The sequence below is a fragment of the Pedobacter sp. MR2016-19 genome (genome assembly GCF_014947265.1).
Lineage (GTDB): Bacteria > Bacteroidota > Bacteroidia > Sphingobacteriales > Sphingobacteriaceae > Pedobacter.
The window spans coordinates 328,575-346,264 of the sequence record NZ_JADCNK010000001.1; the positions used below are offsets into that span (position 1 = coordinate 328,575).

Consider the following 17,690-nt stretch of genomic DNA (forward strand, 5'->3'; position numbering starts at 1 on the left):
GGAAATGAGTTTGGGGTTGAGCGTTTGGCGTTTGGAGTCGATTAACCCTCCACAACAATTTAAAGGTAACAATCTAACCATTCAACAATTAAACAATTTCTTTTACAATTAACCATCACGCCACTAATCAACCAATGGCTAATGAACTATTGAACTAAATTATTAAATTGCAATTGAACCGAAATCAAACCGCGATGAAATGTATCTTACCCGGTCTTATATTGCTTAGCGCAATTACGGCTTGTAATCACCCTCAAAAGAAAGAAATGAAAGCAATAACGTGGCCTGATGCAAAGGCACCCATAGCGGAAATTATTCCACACCAAAGAGTTATACACGGCGATACCGTAGTAGATAATTATTATTGGATGATCGATTACTTTAAAAAAGGCCCCGATAGTACCAAGGTTGTGAATTACCTGAAAGCCGAAAACGCTTATCTGGATACCATGATGAAGAGTACCGATCAATTTCAGGCTGATTTATTTAAGGAAATGAAAGGTCGGATCAAAGAAAAAGACGAATCGGTTCCGGTTTTTAGAAATGGCTACTACTATTACTCACGCACAGAGGATGGACAGCAATATTTTAAATACTGCCGTAAAAAAGGAAGTTTATCTGCAGCGGAAGAAATCTTGCTGGATGTAGATCAATTGGCGAAAGGCCACTCCTATTACAGCGCCACCGGATTTAATGTTAGTCCTGACAATAAACTTTTAGCTTTTGGTGTCGATCAGGTTTCGCGCCGTCAGTACACCATTAACATTAAAAATTTAGAGACTGGTGAAATGTTAAAAGATGTCATTACCAATACAGAAGGTGGGGTGGCATGGGCCAATGATAATAAAACATTCTTTTACACCTCAAAAAATCCTGTTACGTTACTTAGTGAAAAAATTAAAAAACATGTACTCGGTTCAGATGCCAAAACAGATGCGGTAGTTTACGATGAGAAAGATAACACCAATTATATCGGTGTAGGTAAATCGAAAAACGGAAAGTATATTTTTATCGCTTCGCAGGGAACGCTTACTTCGGAATATAAAATAGTAGATGCCGACCATCCGGAAAGCCCTTTTAAAGTTTTTGCAGCCCGATCAAAAGATGTATTGTATAATGTAATGCCTGTTGATGGCAAATTTTTGATCTTAACCAACTGGAACGCCAAGAATTTCCGTTTAATGGAATGTCCGCTGGATAAAACCGAAAAAGAAAACTGGAAAGAGGTGATTCCGCACCGTGCAGATGTTTTATTGGAAAGTGTTGAAGAGTTTAAAGATTTCACTGTTTTATCTGAACGTAAAAACGGATTAACTGAGTTGCGCGTACTTAAAAAAGATAAAAGCGATTATTATATCAAATTTGATGAACCAGTTTATGACGCTGGCGTGGGCTCAAATCCCGAATACAACAACACCACATTGCGTTATGCTTATACCTCATTAACTACTCCAAACTCTACCTACGATTACGATCTGATAAAAAAAGACCAGAAACTAATGAAACAACAGGAAGTTCTGGGCGGCTATAATCCGAAAGATTATGTTACTGAGCGTGTTTTTGCCACGGCGAAAGATGGTACCAAAGTGCCAATTGCCCTGGTTTATAAAAAGGGCTTCGAAAAGAATGGGAAATCACCTCTGTTACTTTATGGTTATGGTTCTTATGGCTCAAATTCGGATGTTTATTTCTCTTCGCCACGTTTGAGTTTGTTGAATAGAGGCTTTGTATTTGCCATCGCCAATATCCGTGGTGGACAGGAAATGGGCCGTCAATGGTACGAAGATGGAAAACTGATGAAAAAGAAAAACACCTTCACCGATTTTATTGCTGCAGGAGAATATTTAATTGATCAGAAATATACCTCAAAAGGCCATTTATATGCCCATGGCGGAAGTGCTGGCGGTTTATTAATGGGGGCTGTAGCCAACATGGCACCCGATTTATGGAACGGTCTTATTGCTGATGTTCCTTTTGTGGATGTAATTAATACTATGCTGGATGAAAGCATTCCACTTACCACAAACGAATTTGATGAGTGGGGAAATCCGAAACAAAAAGCGGCTTACAATTATATGAAAAGCTATTCGCCTTACGAAAACGTAGAGAAAAAAGCTTATCCGAATATGCTGGTTACAACTGGTTTGCACGATAGCCAGGTACAGTACTTTGAACCGGCAAAATGGGTAGCTAAATTAAGGGCAACCAAAACTGATAAGAATGTTTTACTCCTTAAAACCAATATGGAATTTGGCCATGGCGGTGCCTCTGGCCGTTTTGATTATTTAAAAGACGTTTCATTACGCTGGGCGTTTTTATTCTCGCTGGAGGGCATAACTAAATAAATTTCCCTAAATCCGTCATTTCGAGCGGAGTGCAACGCAGCCGAGATGACGGATCTTTTTAAACCATTAATAAATTATATTTCACCCCTCAATGAACACCAAACTAAAAACACTCCAAATCATCCACCTCGCACTATGCTCAGGCGTTTTACTTTTCGCGTTGGTCACCATTTTCCTTAACCGCGAAATCATGTTTTTTGATGCCAATCCGCAAACTACTGCACCTTTTAACCCGATATTCCCAATTATGGGACTGATTACCATATCGGGGAGTATTTTTTTTTACAGAAATTTAATTTCTAAAATAGATAAATCTGCCTCTGCCGATACTAAGATCAATATGTATCAAAGTGCCTTTATCATCAGCGCAGCACTTTTAGAAGGTGGGGCACTTTTTAATATCGTAGGCTTTTTTATCACGCAGAACTCCTTCTTTTTAATTTTTGGCCTCGCTAATTTTGTTTTTCTAGCCCTAAAAAGACCAACAAAAGATAAATTGATTTCCGCCTTACAATTGCAATACCCGGATACCGAGTCTTTGTAAGCAATTAGGCTTATCTTTGCCCCTTAATGGAATACAATGTTCACACTTTGCCAAATGGCATACGCATATTGCATGTGCCTGCGGCCTCTGCCATATCTCATGCATGCATCATCGTTAATACAGGATCACGAGACGAGCCTGAAGGCAAAGCAGGTTTAGCACATTTTATTGAGCACCTGATCTTTAAGCGTACCGAAAAACGAAGCACCAACCAGATTTTAAACCGGTTGGAGAGCGTTGGGGCAGACTTAAACGCCTATACCACAAAAGAATATACCTGCGTACATGCTTCTTTTTTAAATCCTTATTTGGATAGAACTTTAGATCTCTTTAACGACATTATCTTCCATTCTACTTTTCCTGAAGAAGAAATGGATAAAGAAAAAAGTGTAATTCTGGATGAAATTTCATCTTATTTAGATCAACCGGAAGAAGCTATTAATGATGATTTCGAAGATATGCTTTTCGCCGGGCATGCATTGGGAAACAATATTTTGGGTACAACAGAATCTGTTCAAAACTTTACCCGTGAGGATGTCATCAATTTCAGAAAAGCAAATTATCGCACCAACGAAATTGTGGTGGCTGTTTTAGGAAATTATACTTTAAACAACGTTGTAAATAAAGGAAGCAAGTATTTTGCTGATGTTGAAGAGAATAATCCGGTTAAAAAAAGGATTAAACCAGGCATACTTCCGCAGAGCAATACCACCATTTACAAACCAATTATGCAGGCGCATTGCATTTTGGGTACACAGGCCTATTCTACCTACCAATCGCAAAAAGTTTCTTTAATGCTGCTCAACAATTACTTTGGTGGTAATGGAATGAGCTCTGTTTTAAACCTGCAGATCAGGGAGAAATACGGGATTGCTTATACCATCGAATCCAATTTTTCGCCCTTGAGTGATACAGGTATTTTTTCCATTTATTTCGGAACAGATAAAGAAAAACAAGCAAAAGCGCTCTCTTTAATCTTTAAGGAGATCAAAAAGCTCAGAGAACATCCTTTAAATGAATTGCAGTTACAAAAGGCCAAACATAAATTTATAGGACAGATTGCTTTGGGAGAAGAAAACAGAATTGGTTTAATCATTTCAATGGCCAAAAGCCTGATCGATCATGATAAAATAGATTCTTTAGAAACTGTTTTTGAGAAAATTAATGCCGTTACCACCACACAAATGGCCGATGTTACCCATGAAATTTTAGATATTGAGCAACTGAATATCTTTACTTTCTGCCCAATAGAGGAATAATTGTTATTTTTGTAAGTCAAATCTTTCAGTTTGTCTTCCTGAGCCTGTCGAAGGACTTAATGATGAGTCTTCGACAGGCTCAGACTGACACCATTTTATAATAATTAAAGAGTTCAGATTCACTTCTGAAAAAAATACAATACAATGAAATTACCAATAGTAGCTTACGGCGATCCTGTTTTAAAAAAGATAGGTACCGATATCGATAAAGATTATCCGGAATTAAAACAATTAATCAGCGATATGTTCGACACCATGTATTACGCCAATGGAGTAGGGCTTGCTGCACCTCAGATTGGTTTACCGATCCGTTTGTTTATTGTAGATACCGGAGAAGATGAAGACGGCAATCCAGGCTATAAAAAAGTATTTATCAATGCCAGAATTTTAGAAGAAACAGGCGAAGCCTGGAGTTTTAACGAAGGTTGTTTAAGTATTCCTGATATCCGTGAAAACATTATGCGCAAACCAAATATCAAGATTACGTATTTCGACGAAAACTGGGTAGAGCATACTGATGATGTTGATGGAATGCCTGCACGTGTAATCCAGCACGAATACGACCATATTGAAGGTAAACTATTTACAGATAAAGTAAGTGTATTGCGTAAAACCATGCTTAAAAGTAAGCTGGATGCGATTTCAAAAGGAAATATCAAAACAGATTACAAAATGAAGTTTCCGAATAAGAGCAAAAAAAGATAGGCTTAAAATGGAATATGTGAGAGGGAAAATGGAAACGTTTTCCCTTTTTTATTTCTGCAATTACCGCAGTCGTCATTTTGAGCGGGGTGCAACGTAGTCTAGAACCAAGATTGCTCAACGAAGCTAAATCTAACTAAATAGATCTCTCCATTTTGCTTCGCTTCAGTCGAGATGACCGCACGATGAAACTAATTCGTCCTACTTTTATCGCCATCAAAAATTTGCTGCATCAGCTTGCCCCAGGCGAAAGGATTAAGTAGTGGATTGGTTTGAACCATGTTTTTATTAATCATCCTGTCAAAATTATAGCGGTAATTCTGACTGCCGATTTCCTGTCCATCGCGCGGTAGCGTTTGAATCAAGCCATCGATTGACGAACGAGAAAGGTTCTTTTTAGCAATGGCCATATCATCATCCGCCAGTTTCATCGATAAAAACTCACGGGTAAATTCTTCTGTTGTAGCCCAAGGGAAAACACGCACCGAAGGTAAATCGATCACATTAGCTTTCAATTTAACCATAATCGTGTACTTGCTATCTGGTGTACTTTCCGGAATCACCGTTGAAAACTTCTTGTAACCAATGGCCGTAAACAAGATCGTATCGCCAGGATTAACAATAAAGGTAAAATATCCTCTATAATCTGCTCCAACCCTTTTACTCTTGGCAGAAAGATTGGTGATGGTTACGTAAGGTATCACATTTGAACTGTCGATATCGGTAATAATTCCTGAAAATTGGATGAGTTTATCCTGTTCCGGCTTTTGTTGCGCAAAAGCAGTTACAGAAAAAATTAAGCAAATCAGGACAATACAATATCTCATTAAGACAAAAGTAATTTTATTAATAAAACTTCCTTGTTAAATAGTGTTAAAGCTTAATCTTGCTCTGCCATGTTAACGGCAACTACCGATGTAATCTGCGGAACAGCTTTCATAATCGCTTGTTCGATCCCAGATTTCATAGTCATGAAACTCATCGGGCAAGAACCGCAGTTGCCCAAAAGCTTAAGCTTTACTGTTCCTTCAGATGTAATTTCTTCAACAGAAACATCACCTCCATCAGCCTTTAAATAAGGTCTGATAGTTTCCAATGCCTGTTCTACTTGTTCTGTTAAATTCATTATATATATTTTAATTTATAAAAATAGTAATTTTTTAGCAATTCACCATTTGCGCATTGTTGATGGAGATCTGTTGTGCAATCTTACTTGCAATATCGCCAAATACAACATCCAATAACGGGTTTTGATTTAATGCCACTGGTTTCCCTTGATCTCCGGCCTCCGAAATGCTTTGAATAATTGGGATTTCTCCTAAAAACGGCACATCAAAACGTGCTGCTAGCTCGGTACCACCACCTTTTCCGAAGATATAATATTTATTCTCCGGCAATTCTGCAGGAGTAAAATACGACATATTTTCTATAACACCCAAAATCGGGATATTAATTCCAGGCATTCTGAACATCGCCAAACCTTTGTGTGTATCAGCCAATGCAACCTGTTGCGGCGTAGTAACCACAACTGCTCCTGAAATTGGGAAACTTTGCGTAATAGTGATATGGATATCGCCCGTTCCAGGTGGAAGATCTACGATCAGATAATCCAGTTCTCCCCAGTTGGTATCATTAAACAATTGTTTTACTGCGTTAGATGCCATTGGTCCACGCCACGGCACTGGCTGCCCAGGATCTGCAAAAAAACCTAAAGACAATAATTTTATCCCGTATTTCTCAATTGGCAAAATTTTCGTTTTACCATCAGCGGTTTCTTCGGCACCTGGCTTGGCATCAACCAGATCAAACATAGTTGGTACCGATGGGCCATAAATATCGGCATCGATAAGGCCAACTTTGGCACCATCTTTAGCCAATACAACTGCCAGATTGCTCGCCACAGTAGATTTACCAACTCCCCCTTTTCCAGATGAAACCAAAATAATGTTTTTGATGTTATCTAGCGATGATGAATTACTTGGTTGAGTAACCCTTGAAGTTACATTGATCACCACCTCTGCCGTTTGCGATACAAAATGTTTGATGGCATTTGTACAGGCATTTTTCAGCATCTCCTTCATTGGACATGCCGGTGTGGTAAGCTCCAATGTAAAATTGACCAGGTTATCTGTAATCTGTAAATCTTTAATCATGTTTAAAGTAACCAGATCTTTTTTAAGATCGGGATCTTCAACATTTTTAAGCGCATCTAAAACTTGTTGCGGGCTAATCTGCATGGTATTAATTTAAATTCAAAATTAACAAAACATAGCCACAAATACTTTTATTTAGGCTTTTTAACTGTAATTTTAACACGAAATAAACATTTAATTGTTACGTTTAAGCAATTAACCATTTTAACGACTATATGCAAATACCAAAAATTAAGATCCCCAAAAAATATTTAAAAATCGGAGCCTGGGTTTTAGGTGTTTTTTTAGTTGTTTGTATTGCGCTAGGGGCAGTAGCCTACAGCAAAAGGGAGGCGCTTCTTAAAAAAATGGTGGCTAAAGCAATTGCCAAGGCCAATAAAGATTATGATCTGGATGTCAAAATCGGATCAGTAGGTTTCACCGGTCTCAGCACGGTTAAAATGACCAATATTTCTGTTGTGCCTAAAGAACGCGATACCCTTTCAAACATTAATGAGCTGAGTGTTAGTGTTAAACTTTTTCCATTAATATTCGGTAACGTAAAACTTTCGGAAGTAAAACTGAAAGACGGTTTTGTTAATGTCGTGCTTAAAGATTCGACTACAAATATCGATTTCATCTTAAAACGGAAGAAAAAAGACAGCACTCAAACCAACCGAAAAGCCAATTTATCAGAAATAGCCAGTAACATTTTAAATCAGGTTTTATATAAAATACCTGATGATATGGATGTAAAAAACATGATTTTCAGGTTAAACGATCACGATACGGCCAGGTTAAGTTTTGCAACCAATGCTACGATAGATGGCGGCGACTTAAAATCAACCATTGACGTGAACAACAACGAATCTATCTGGCATGTTAATGGTTATGTTAATCCGGGCAGTAAAAAGTTAAATTTTATGGCCTATGCTGATGGAAAAAAGCTGGAATTACCTTACCTCAATAGTAAACTACATGCCAAGCTTAGTTTCGATACCTTGCAAACCGAATTAAAAAATGCCAAATACAGTGGCGATGATTATAAGATATCTGGCTCGTGGTCAGTTAAAAACATGTTGATTAATCAACACCGTATTGCTTCAAACGACATTATAATCCAAAGCGCAAAATTAGATGCAGATATCTTAGTTGGACCTAATTACATTGCTTTGGACAGTACCTCAACCGCTTATTTGAAAAATGCACAGATCCATCCCTTTGTTAAATATACTTTAGGAAAGAATAAAATATATGAGCTAAAGCTAAATGCTGAAGAGCAGGATGCGCAAGGGATTTTAGATGCATTTCCACAAGGCTTGTTCGAATCGCTCGAGGGATTAAAAGTACAGGGCAAAGTTAAATATAACCTTAACTTTTACCTGGACACCAAAATACCTGATAGCGTACGCTTTAATTCGACCTTAACGCCAGTTAATTTCAAAATTGTGCAGTGGGGAAAAACCAACCTGCAAAAAATCAACAATACTTTTGTATATACACCTTACGAATATGGCAAACCGATGCGTGATATTACCATTGGACCATCGAACCCTAATTTCACGCCATTATCAGCCATTTCAAAGAATTTTATCAATGCCGTTTTAACGGCAGAAGATCCTTCATTTTTTACGCACAATGGTTTTGTTGAAGAATCGATTCGCAAATCAATCGCCGTAAATTTTAAAGAAAAGAAATTTAAGCGTGGTGGCAGTACCATCAGCATGCAACTGGTTAAGAATGTATATTTAAGCCGTCAGAAAACTTTGGCCCGTAAAGCCGAAGAGATTTTGATTGTTTGGCTTATTGAACATAACCACCTGATTAGCAAACAGCGGATGCTGGAGGTATACTTCAACATCATGGAATTGGGGAAAAATATTTATGGGATAGGGGAAGCATCACGATATTATTTTGGAAAACAACCTGCCGATTTAACTATAGGCGATGGGCTGTTCCTGGCCAGTATTGTACCTAAACCGAAAGCGTCGATGTATAAATTTATGGCCGATGGAAGCCTGAAACCTTATATGTTCAACTATTTCAGGTTTATGGGTAATATTATGGCCAGAAAAGGCTTAACACCTGGCGACACCTCAGGTTATGGCTTTTATAATGTTCGCCTGAGAGAAGGACTCCGTCGTTACTTAGCACCTGATACTGCTTTGGTTGATACTTCTGCATTTGACGATGATGGAGATGGATTGCCGGTTGTAATTGTACACGATAAAAATAAAAGTTTCTTCGAACGCCTTTTTGGTAGTGGGGCTAAAAAAGATACAACGATAAATAAACAGACCACCACACCTGCCGATACCACCAAAACCAAAAAACAATTGAGGCAGGAGCGAAGGGAAGAACGAAGAAGACAGAAAGAATTGGAGAAAAGTCAGCAGTAGGCTGTTACCAGTTTACAGTTCATGGTTAAACCCAATAATTAACCAGTTAACCAAATTATATAATTAACCACCCAACAGCGGCATGCACAAAATAAAAGTAGAGGATAAGGAGTTCGAGATATTTTTAGAAAATGATACCCTAAATAAAAGGATCCGTTTACTGGGCATCCAAATGAATGTGGACTACGAAAATAAATGCCCGTTATTTATCGGTGTACTAAATGGCAGTTTCCTATTTATGGCTGATTTGATCAAAGAGATTAATGTACCTTGCGAAGTTGCTTTTATACGTGTAGCTTCCTACGAAGGAACAGCAAGTTCAGGGAATGTAAAAGAACTGATCGGATTGCCGGATAACATCGAAGGCAGAGATATTGTTATTGTAGAAGATATTGTTGATACTGGCTTAACCTTAACGCATATTTTAAAAACGATAAAAGAAAAAAATCCGGCAACAGTTAAAGTTGCTTCTCTTTTACTTAAGCCAGGTGCTCTAAAACATGAAATTAAAGCGCTGGAATATGTTGGTTTTGAAATACCTAACGAGTTTGTGGTGGGCTATGGGTTAGATTACAATGGTCTTGGCAGAAACCTGACGGATATTTACAGAGCAACGGGCGCATAATTTTTAAATTGGATTAATTTATTTTTCGCACCTTTGCCCAATAATTTTTAACACAATGACCATACATAAAGAAGGTTACACTACCATTGCCTTAAGCATACTGTTTATTTTCGTCATCAACGCTATTGTTGATTATAAGTATCACGACATTACCTGGTTGCGCTGGTTCATTTATATTTTTTCAGCTGCATTATTCATTATTGTACTGCAGTTTTTTCGCAATCCGAGCCGCAGCTTTTCTTCAGGCGATAACCTGGTTATTTGCCCTGCAGATGGTAAAGTTGTGGTAATTGAAGAAACTGAAGAAGGAGAATATTTTAAAGATAAACGTTTACAGGTTTCGATTTTTATGTCGCCAGTAAACGTTCACATTAACCGTAATCCGATTTCGGGAGTAGTGAAGTTCTTCAAATATCACCCGGGAAAATATCTTGCAGCGTGGAATCCAAAATCATCTACCGAAAATGAACGTACAACCACTGTTGTCGAGCATAAAAACGGCACACCTGTATTGTTCCGTCAAATTGCAGGTGCTTTGGCCCGCAGGATTGTATGGTATGTAAAAGAAGGCGATCAGGTGATACAAACTGAACAGTTCGGTTTTATCAAATTCGGATCGAGGGTAGATGTTTTTCTTCCGGTCGGCACCAAAGTTAATGTAGAACTTAACCAGGTGGTAAAAGGTGGAATCACTACATTGGCAACTTTAAGCTAAGGATATAATACTTTATAAAAAAGCCGGTTTAGTTAATGCTAAACCGGCTTTTTGTTTTTACTACCATTGTGTTAACCCAGTATTCCGTGAGAACACAGACCACGGAACCTGAAAGTATTTTGAAACACTGAAGAATCCACCTAAACCTGATAGCAACGGAAAGCCCGGATCCCGATTTTTCATCGGGAGAGGACTTGTAGTGAATAGCAGGAACAAACTTTAATAGTTCCACAGGCTTTGCTTTCCAAAAAAAAGCAACTTTTTTTCCTTATCCATTACATCTTCTGTATCGCAATTTCTTTAATTTACGCAGTGGTTTGTGGAGACAAAAACCACGGGATCAGAACTAATCTGTAGCATCATTACCCACTTCTTTTTCTGTGGCATTGCCAAGGGGCCTGTCGCTAATTAAACGCTGTGTTGGGTAAGCAAAATCAGATTTATTACGGATTACAATGTCCATAATCTCCAGGTTGATTTCCTGCCTGATTTTAAGGAATTCGGAATAATTAAGTACTGTTACAAAATAATTAACTTCAACATTCAAACCCGAATCGCCAAAGCTTTTAAACGAGGCATTTCCATCATCGCTGGTGCCCTCATGATTATTGATGTAACTTTCAATTTCGGTGATAATTTTTCTTAAAGAATCGGAACTGGTTTCGTATGTAAGTCCGATCACAAATGATACTTTACGTGAATTTCTCAATGAAAGGTTTTCTAAAACCCCATCGATCATGCCCCTATTGGGTAGGGTAGCCATGGTTTTTTCGGAAGTTCTGATCCTTGTGCTTCTGAAACCGACCTTTTCTACAGTGCCTTCCACACCGTCAACCTTCACCAGGTCGCCAACAGTAAAAGGTTTATCTAAAAAGATGGTGAACGAACCTATTAAGTTCTCTAAGCTCTCTTTAGCCGCCAATGCAATAGCAATACCTCCAATACCCAATCCGGTTATCAGCGTCAATACATTAACCTCGAAAACAAAACCCAGCAGGGTAAAAAAACCAATAAAGATCACTACCGTTTTCAACAGCTCTTTTAAAAAGGGCACCAGTTGATCGTCGGCCTTATTTTCAGTAAGCGATGCTTTATATAACCAAACGTGACTAATGAAGTCGATTATCCTTAAAATAATCCAAAAAACAGATAGAATGATCCCAAACAAAAATATCCGGTCGATACAATCGCCAATGGTTACCGGGATCAACTCTTTAACCTTACCGATTAATTTACTATAATGGAATACAGCGACCTCTAGCGGATGCTTTAACTGGTTGATAGAAAGGTAAAGCGTAGCTAACAGAATAAAAACCTCTATCGGCTTAAGTAAAAGCCCAACAAATGCTTCGTCATGAGATTGACTAGAGAAATTTTTAAAGAGCCTAAACAGCAGTTTACTTAAAAGTTTTGATACAATCCTTTTGAATATTAGGCCTAAAAAAAGAATGCCACCTAAAAGAAAATAGGCTTTTACAGTATTGCCCCAAAAAACCTGGTCGAAAAAAGCAGAATCTAACATTTAACAAAGGTACAAACAAAAAAACCTCCACGAAATGAATCGTGAAGGCTATATCTTATAATAAAGAATATTATTTTCTCAAAGATTTGATACGGGCAGCTTTACCAGTTAAAGCACGTAAATAGAACAATTTCGCTCTACGAACTTTACCATAGCTATTTACTTCTACCTTCTCAATGTTTGGAGAGTTGATAGGGAAAATACGCTCAACCCCAATACTGTTGCTCATTTTACGAACTGTGAAAGTTTCGTTAGCACCAGCACTGTTACGTTGTATCACAACACCTTGGTAAATTTGGATACGTTCCTTATTACCTTCGCGAATTTTATAGTGTACGCTCACTGTATCGCCAGACTTGAACGCAGGAAAATCTTTTTTCGCGATGGCCTGCTCTTCAACAAATTTTACTAAATCCATGATTTTAAGCTATTAAATCGATATTTCATCCCGTGAAAATCGGATTGCAATATTAGGGATTATTTTTGATAAAAAAAAACCTATTTTAATTTTTTCCACATTCTTTATGAATTCCACATTCGATTGTGTTAAATGCTTCTATTCCAAAAGGTCAGGGCGGCGCATTTTAGTCCGTTCTAAAGCCTGTTCGTGTCTCCACTCATTCACTTTTGCCTCGTGACCACTTAATAAAACATCCGGCACTTTATATCCGCGCCAATCTGCCGGCCGCGTATAAACTGGTGCATCAAGCAATTCTCCCTGAAAACTATCAGACAGGGCAGAGGTCTCATCATTTAAAACACCGGGGATTAAACGCACCACAGCATCTACCACAATCGCAGCAGGAAGCTCACCACCGCTTAAAACATAATCACCCACAGAAATCTCCCTCGTTACAAAGATATCGCGTATACGCTGATCTATGCCTTTATAATGGCCACATAAAATAATGATGTTCTTTTTAATAGAAAGCTCGTTGGCTGTACTTTGATTTAAAGTAACACCATCGGGACTCATGAAAATAATTTCATCGTATTCGCGCTCAGCCTGAAGTTTTTCTATACACGCTGCAAAGGGTTCGATACTCATCACCATGCCGCTTCCTCCGCCATATTGATAATCATCTACACTTTTTTGTTTATTGGTGGCGTAATCCCGCAGGTTATGTACCACGATTTCGGCAATGCCTTTTTTTTGTGCACGTTGCAAAATAGAATGAGCAAACGGGCTTTCTAATAAAGCGGGCAGAACTGTTATAATATCGAAACGCATAACGCAAAGGTAAGGCTTTAGTCTGAAGTCTTTAGCCCGAAGTCGAATTTTGCTGTTTGATTAAAATTTGAAATGAATAGCAATAGGAGCAAGTAATCAGAAGAGATCCAAAATTAGATACCCTTAAAAATTCGTAAATTAGCTTAAAGTTTAAAACTAGTAGGCACCGGATATTAAATAATTCACCATTCCAATGAAGAAAGTAAAAACTGATTTAAGCAATCTAAACGGCCAACAGAAGAAAGCTGTGGTTTCAGAAACAAAACGACTGCTCGTTCTTGCTGGTGCGGGTTCAGGAAAAACAAAAACACTTTTGCAGAAATTGATTTATTTAATTGAAGAAAAGAATGTTAATCCTTCTAATATACTAGCGATCACATTTACTAAAAACGCCGTTAATGAAATGCTTGATAGACTGATCATTTCTGCTGATGATACCGAAAACTATCGGGAAATTTTATCAGATAAAAATAAATCTGCAAAAGAAAAGGATATTGAGCGATATTTTTTCAGTAAAAAGTATAAATGGATTGACAACTTGACGCTCCGTACATTTCACAGTCTGTGCTATAATATCTTAAGAAATTTTGGCGTAAACGAGTTTGATAATAAATTCAAAATAATTGGTGAAACAAAAAACCACCAAGATGAGTTCACAAAATACTCTGCTACAGAAACATCCTTTGAGGTTATGCATAAAATTTTGATTGAATGTTGTAAATCGAACAATTACCTTTTAGACTTAAAAAGATATATTCTTGATTATTTAGTAGATAAGATTCATCAAAAAAACCAAGCTAGGCCTAATTTATATCCTGAGGGAAAGTATTACACATCTTTAAATGGAACAAAAGTAAGATCCAAATCCGAGCAATATATTTCAGACTGGCTTTATAGGCACAGCATAAAATTTGAATATGAACCAATTATAAATTTTTCTGATTTTGATTTCAAACCTGACTTCTTTATTCCAGAAGCAAATTTATACATAGAACATATCAGTGACAAAAGTTATTCAACTAAAAACAAGGAAGATCAGTTTCAAAAAGCAAATAAGCTTCTTGTAAAAACTTATGAGAAGCAAACGGAAGATACGGCTCTATTTAATGTTACACTAGAGCGGATCGTTAAAAACAGGCTACCAGCAAATTATCATTATACTAATGCATTAAATTTTGAAGAGGAGTTTAAATTTTACCACAAAGAAATAAAGGACTTTTTAAGATTGGCGCTTTCAGCCTTGGATTTGGTAAAGGTCGAAAATATAGCAACAGATTTATTATTGAAAAAATCGCAAAAAGACCAACATGAAAGAGTAAGAGATTTTTACAAACTAGCTATCCCATTATTAAAAGAGTACCAGAAGTACTGTATCAATAAATCATATCTGGATTTTAACGACATGATTATTAAAACCATTGATTTATTCCAAAATCATAAAGAAATCGGTGATAAATTCAGGCAGAAATTTGAATATATTTTAGTTGATGAATTTCAGGATGTAAATAATCTTCAAGTAGCGCTTCTCAAATTATTGTTAACACAAAATAATCAATTATTTTGTGTTGGAGATGACTGGCAAAGCATTTATGGCTTTAGAGGGTCAAATGTTGATTACATTGTAAATTTTGAAAGCTATTTTCAGCATTCCAAAACAATAAAATTAAACATGAACTATAGAAGCACTGAGCATATAGTAAGCGCTAGCAATGAAGTTATAAAAAACAATAAATTTAAGGTTGAGAAAAATATTCAATCTTTTAAAAAATCAGATAATAAGATTAACATCTTTGCAGGACAAGATGAAAATGAGAATCTTGACTATGTTGCTGCCGAGGTAAAAAAATTAATTTTAAAGGGCTATTTAAGAGAAGATATTCTTTTTTTGTACAGGAGAAGCAAGATGTTTAATCCTTATTTAGATCGTATGAAACAGGAAAAATTGTCTGTTACAGGAAAAACAATACATGCATCAAAGGGTTTGGAAGCTAAAGCCGTTTTCATTATTGGATTAACCGAAGGAAATGGTGGCTTCCCCGATATCTGGATGGAAGATAGAATTTTTCAAGCAATAAAGATTTCAAATCATGATCTATTGTTTGAAGAAGAAAGAAGACTCTTTTATGTTGCCATTACTAGGGCCAAAGATGAGTTGTTTTTAATTACTGAAAAAGGAAATGAATCAAGTTTCTTAAAAGAAATACCAGACAATTTTACTCATAAGGCAAACTCGTCATTTAATCCGATAATTGAACATAATACATGTAAATTTTGTAAAAATCAGATAGATAAAAAATTCGTTTTTTGCCCTTACTGCGGAGAAAAACAAATTGAGCCTAATTAATACTTATTTAGGTATGTCAAAAGAATTATTTTATTTTTCTAAATAGATATCTAGTAAACCCTCAGGTAGATTCAACGTCACAATTTTTTCATCCTCGTGGTATTCTACAATAAAATCTTCATTTAACGGGAACAGGATTTCGGTTTCTTTGTACATCACTGCAGCCACAAATTGTTGTGGGTATTCGTTTACTTCCAAAATTTCGCCTAGTTCACCCAAAGTTTCATCTATTGCTAAATAACCTTTAAAGTCAGTATAGAAAAATTCTCCTTCTTCGCGTTCTGGCATTTGCGACAGGGGCAGGTATAGTTTCTTTTTTAATAGCTGCTGCACTTTATCGATATGATCAGCATCATCAAAATTAAAATATCCGGTTTTATTGGCTTGTAATTTTGCCGAAGCCACAAAATAGGGAACAAGCTTACCATTCATATCGGCAAATACCACATCAAATTCGAGTTGTTCGTATTCATCAAATTCGAAAAATACCTGAACTTCTCCCTTTAAACCCCTAGTTTTAGTAACGTAACCTATATAAAATGCTTCTTCGTGTTTCATATTATTACATTGACATTTTTAGTTAAAAAAATAGCGTTCCGAATCCGGAACGCTATTTTATGAAACAAAATAATTAAAATTATTCTGCTCCTTCTTCTTTAGTAGCTTCTGCTGCAGGAGCTTCTTCAGTTGCTTCAGCTTCAACAGCTGGTGCTTCTTCTTCAACAACCTCTTCTGCAACTGGTGCATTTTTAGCTGCGATAACTGCTGCTTTATCTTCTTTTTTCTTAGCTTCTGCTGCTAATGCTGCTTTACGCGCATCTGCTTTAGAAGTAGCTAAACCTTCTGTTTTACCAGAAATTTTACCTGCTTTAGCATCCAACCAAGCTGCAAATTTTTCATCTGCCTGTTCTTGAGTTAAAGCTCCTTTTTTAACACCACCTTCTAAGTGTTTTTTGTATAAAACACCTTTGTAAGAAAGGATAGCACGAGCAGTATCAGTTGGTTGTGCACCACTGTTTACCCAAGCTAAAGTTTTTTCGAAGTTAATTTCGATGGTAGCAGGATTGGTATTTGGGTTGTAAGAACCTAAACGCTCAATGAATTTACCATCACGTGGAGAGCGAGAATCTGCTACCACAACGTGGAAAAAAGGTTTTCCTTTTTTACCGAATCTTTGCAATCTGATTTTAGTTGCCATTTTCTTTTGTATTTATGTATTCAACATAGTTCCCGGAGCTTCATGCTGCGGGGCTGCAAAGATAACTAAAATACTGTAAATTAAAAACATAGTTTAATTTCTTTGTTTTCAGGATATTTGCACCAAAATATTTGCAGGTACAGAATGGAAAGAATTGCGATTGATATGGACGAGGTGATTGCCGACGCCGTTGGAAAATTTATTAAATTATATAACCGGGATTTTAATGTTCCGCTTGATTTAAAGATTGACGCAGGAAACGAGATTTACCACCATGTTCCACAGGATGTTAACCAAAAATGGTTCGAATATATCAATGAACCTGGCTTTTTTCGCGACCTTGAGGTGATTGAAGATAGCCAGCGGGTAATTAAAGCCTTAAAGGAAAAATATGATGTGTATATTGTTTCGGCAGCAATGGAGTTCCGCAATTCATTGGTCGACAAATACGATTGGATGGCCGAACATTTTCCTTTCATTGATTGGCAGCACATCATGTTCTGCGGAAATAAAATTGTGAATGTTGACATCATCATTGACGACCGCATTAAAAACTTTGTAAATTTTAACGGTCGACCTTTATTATTTTCATCGCCCCACAATTTGCTTGTAACAGAATACGAACGTGTAAATACCTGGGAAGAGGTAGCGGGTTTGTTGCTATAATATAATTC

At 36.9% G+C, this 17,690-nt stretch carries 17 protein-coding genes; 9 read left to right on the forward strand and 8 right to left on the reverse strand.

The window, feature by feature from the left end; genetic code table 11:
- The first annotated feature begins 266 nt into the window (after positions 1-266).
- The 4 genes from IM793_RS01415 to def all read left to right on the forward strand — a co-directional run bounded on the left by IM793_RS01415 (position 267) and on the right by def (position 4,853).
- A complete protein-coding gene (locus IM793_RS01415; RefSeq protein WP_370629748.1) occupies positions 267-2,345 on the forward strand; it encodes a S9 family peptidase in 2,079 nt (692 codons plus the stop codon).
- Positions 2,346-2,436: 91 nt separating this feature from the next.
- Positions 2,437-2,889, forward strand: coding sequence for a hypothetical protein (locus tag IM793_RS01420; protein ID WP_193419401.1), 453 nt, complete (start codon positions 2,437-2,439; stop codon positions 2,887-2,889).
- 26 nt (positions 2,890-2,915) lie between these two features.
- Complete coding sequence (locus IM793_RS01425) at positions 2,916-4,148, forward strand: pitrilysin family protein (RefSeq protein ID WP_193419402.1); 1,233 nt, start codon at positions 2,916-2,918, stop codon at positions 4,146-4,148.
- Between the two features lie 144 nt (positions 4,149-4,292).
- Positions 4,293-4,853, forward strand: coding sequence for a peptide deformylase (def, locus tag IM793_RS01430; RefSeq protein ID WP_193419403.1), 561 nt, complete (start codon positions 4,293-4,295; stop codon positions 4,851-4,853).
- A 188-nt stretch (positions 4,854-5,041) separates the two neighbouring features.
- Here def and IM793_RS01435 read toward each other — a convergent pair whose 3' ends face one another.
- The 3 genes from IM793_RS01435 to IM793_RS01445 are packed head-to-tail and all read right to left on the reverse strand — an operon-like array spanning position 5,042 to position 7,087.
- On the reverse strand, positions 5,042-5,677 hold the full coding sequence (locus tag IM793_RS01435; RefSeq protein ID WP_121285421.1) for a hypothetical protein: 636 nt from the start codon (positions 5,675-5,677) through the stop codon (positions 5,042-5,044).
- Positions 5,678-5,730: 53 nt separating this feature from the next.
- The gene (locus IM793_RS01440) at positions 5,731-5,976 is read right to left on the reverse strand and encodes a NifU family protein (RefSeq protein ID WP_029274884.1); all 246 of its coding nucleotides are present in this window, start codon (positions 5,974-5,976) and stop codon (positions 5,731-5,733) included.
- Positions 5,977-6,010: 34 nt separating this feature from the next.
- A complete protein-coding gene (locus IM793_RS01445) occupies positions 6,011-7,087 on the reverse strand; it encodes an Mrp/NBP35 family ATP-binding protein (protein WP_121285419.1) in 1,077 nt (358 codons plus the stop codon).
- Between the two features lie 131 nt (positions 7,088-7,218).
- Here IM793_RS01445 and IM793_RS01450 point away from each other — a divergent pair, with 131 nt between their 5' ends.
- The 3 genes from IM793_RS01450 to IM793_RS01460 all read left to right on the forward strand — a co-directional run bounded on the left by IM793_RS01450 (position 7,219) and on the right by IM793_RS01460 (position 10,721).
- Positions 7,219-9,381 (forward strand): transglycosylase domain-containing protein, encoded by a 2,163-nt coding sequence (locus IM793_RS01450; protein ID WP_193419404.1) that lies wholly within the window; start codon positions 7,219-7,221, stop codon positions 9,379-9,381.
- Positions 9,382-9,463: 82 nt separating this feature from the next.
- Positions 9,464-10,006 carry a hypoxanthine phosphoribosyltransferase gene (gene hpt, locus IM793_RS01455; protein ID WP_193419405.1) on the forward strand — a complete coding sequence of 181 codons (543 nt, stop codon included), beginning with the start codon at positions 9,464-9,466 and terminating at the stop codon, positions 10,004-10,006.
- A gap of 55 nt (positions 10,007-10,061) precedes the next feature.
- Entirely contained in the window at positions 10,062-10,721 is a 660-nt protein-coding gene (locus tag IM793_RS01460; RefSeq protein ID WP_132395752.1) for a phosphatidylserine decarboxylase family protein, read from the forward strand.
- Positions 10,722-11,067: 346 nt separating this feature from the next.
- On the opposite strand, the gene IM793_RS01465 is transcribed toward IM793_RS01460, so the two are convergent.
- From IM793_RS01465 to trmD, 3 genes are all read right to left on the reverse strand, one after another.
- Positions 11,068-12,243: a mechanosensitive ion channel family protein gene (locus IM793_RS01465; protein ID WP_132395754.1), complete on the reverse strand. Its 1,176-nt coding sequence runs from the start codon at positions 12,241-12,243 to the stop codon at positions 11,068-11,070.
- A gap of 70 nt (positions 12,244-12,313) precedes the next feature.
- A complete protein-coding gene (rplS, locus tag IM793_RS01470) occupies positions 12,314-12,661 on the reverse strand; it encodes a 50S ribosomal protein L19 (protein ID WP_025141628.1) in 348 nt (115 codons plus the stop codon).
- A gap of 138 nt (positions 12,662-12,799) precedes the next feature.
- On the reverse strand, positions 12,800-13,474 hold the full coding sequence (trmD, locus tag IM793_RS01475; protein ID WP_193419406.1) for a tRNA (guanosine(37)-N1)-methyltransferase TrmD: 675 nt from the start codon (positions 13,472-13,474) through the stop codon (positions 12,800-12,802).
- Positions 13,475-13,667: 193 nt separating this feature from the next.
- Here trmD and IM793_RS01480 point away from each other — a divergent pair, with 193 nt between their 5' ends.
- Complete coding sequence (locus IM793_RS01480; RefSeq protein WP_193419407.1) at positions 13,668-15,818, forward strand: UvrD-helicase domain-containing protein; 2,151 nt, start codon at positions 13,668-13,670, stop codon at positions 15,816-15,818.
- Between the two features lie 30 nt (positions 15,819-15,848).
- Here the strand turns inward: IM793_RS01480 and rimM are convergent, their stop codons facing one another.
- Positions 15,849-16,376 carry a ribosome maturation factor RimM gene (rimM, locus tag IM793_RS01485; protein ID WP_193419408.1) on the reverse strand — a complete coding sequence of 176 codons (528 nt, stop codon included), beginning with the start codon at positions 16,374-16,376 and terminating at the stop codon, positions 15,849-15,851.
- Positions 16,377-16,455: 79 nt separating this feature from the next.
- Complete coding sequence (locus IM793_RS01490) at positions 16,456-17,016, reverse strand: 30S ribosomal protein S16 (protein ID WP_132395762.1); 561 nt, start codon at positions 17,014-17,016, stop codon at positions 16,456-16,458.
- Positions 17,017-17,160: 144 nt separating this feature from the next.
- Here IM793_RS01490 and IM793_RS01495 point away from each other — a divergent pair, with 144 nt between their 5' ends.
- Complete coding sequence (locus tag IM793_RS01495) at positions 17,161-17,682, forward strand: 5'(3')-deoxyribonucleotidase (protein WP_227256099.1); 522 nt, start codon at positions 17,161-17,163, stop codon at positions 17,680-17,682.
- Positions 17,683-17,690: the final 8 nt, after the last annotated feature.

Coding starts and splice junctions, on each gene's coding strand:
- IM793_RS01415 (WP_370629748.1), top strand. CDS start 267: ATGAAAGCAATAACGTGGCCTGATGCAAAGGCACCCATAGCGGAAATT.
- IM793_RS01420 (WP_193419401.1), top strand. CDS start 2,437: ATGAACACCAAACTAAAAACACTCCAAATCATCCACCTCGCACTATGC.
- IM793_RS01425 (WP_193419402.1), top strand. CDS start 2,916: ATGGAATACAATGTTCACACTTTGCCAAATGGCATACGCATATTGCAT.
- def (WP_193419403.1), top strand. CDS start 4,293: ATGAAATTACCAATAGTAGCTTACGGCGATCCTGTTTTAAAAAAGATA.
- IM793_RS01435 (WP_121285421.1), bottom strand. CDS start 5,677: ATGAGATATTGTATTGTCCTGATTTGCTTAATTTTTTCTGTAACTGCT.
- IM793_RS01440 (WP_029274884.1), bottom strand. CDS start 5,976: ATGAATTTAACAGAACAAGTAGAACAGGCATTGGAAACTATCAGACCT.
- IM793_RS01445 (WP_121285419.1), bottom strand. CDS start 7,087: ATGCAGATTAGCCCGCAACAAGTTTTAGATGCGCTTAAAAATGTTGAA.
- IM793_RS01450 (WP_193419404.1), top strand. CDS start 7,219: ATGCAAATACCAAAAATTAAGATCCCCAAAAAATATTTAAAAATCGGA.
- hpt (WP_193419405.1), top strand. CDS start 9,464: ATGCACAAAATAAAAGTAGAGGATAAGGAGTTCGAGATATTTTTAGAA.
- IM793_RS01460 (WP_132395752.1), top strand. CDS start 10,062: ATGACCATACATAAAGAAGGTTACACTACCATTGCCTTAAGCATACTG.
- IM793_RS01465 (WP_132395754.1), bottom strand. CDS start 12,243: ATGTTAGATTCTGCTTTTTTCGACCAGGTTTTTTGGGGCAATACTGTA.
- rplS (WP_025141628.1), bottom strand. CDS start 12,661: ATGGATTTAGTAAAATTTGTTGAAGAGCAGGCCATCGCGAAAAAAGAT.
- trmD (WP_193419406.1), bottom strand. CDS start 13,474: ATGCGTTTCGATATTATAACAGTTCTGCCCGCTTTATTAGAAAGCCCG.
- IM793_RS01480 (WP_193419407.1), top strand. CDS start 13,668: ATGAAGAAAGTAAAAACTGATTTAAGCAATCTAAACGGCCAACAGAAG.
- rimM (WP_193419408.1), bottom strand. CDS start 16,376: ATGAAACACGAAGAAGCATTTTATATAGGTTACGTTACTAAAACTAGG.
- IM793_RS01490 (WP_132395762.1), bottom strand. CDS start 17,016: ATGGCAACTAAAATCAGATTGCAAAGATTCGGTAAAAAAGGAAAACCT.
- IM793_RS01495 (WP_227256099.1), top strand. CDS start 17,161: ATGGAAAGAATTGCGATTGATATGGACGAGGTGATTGCCGACGCCGTT.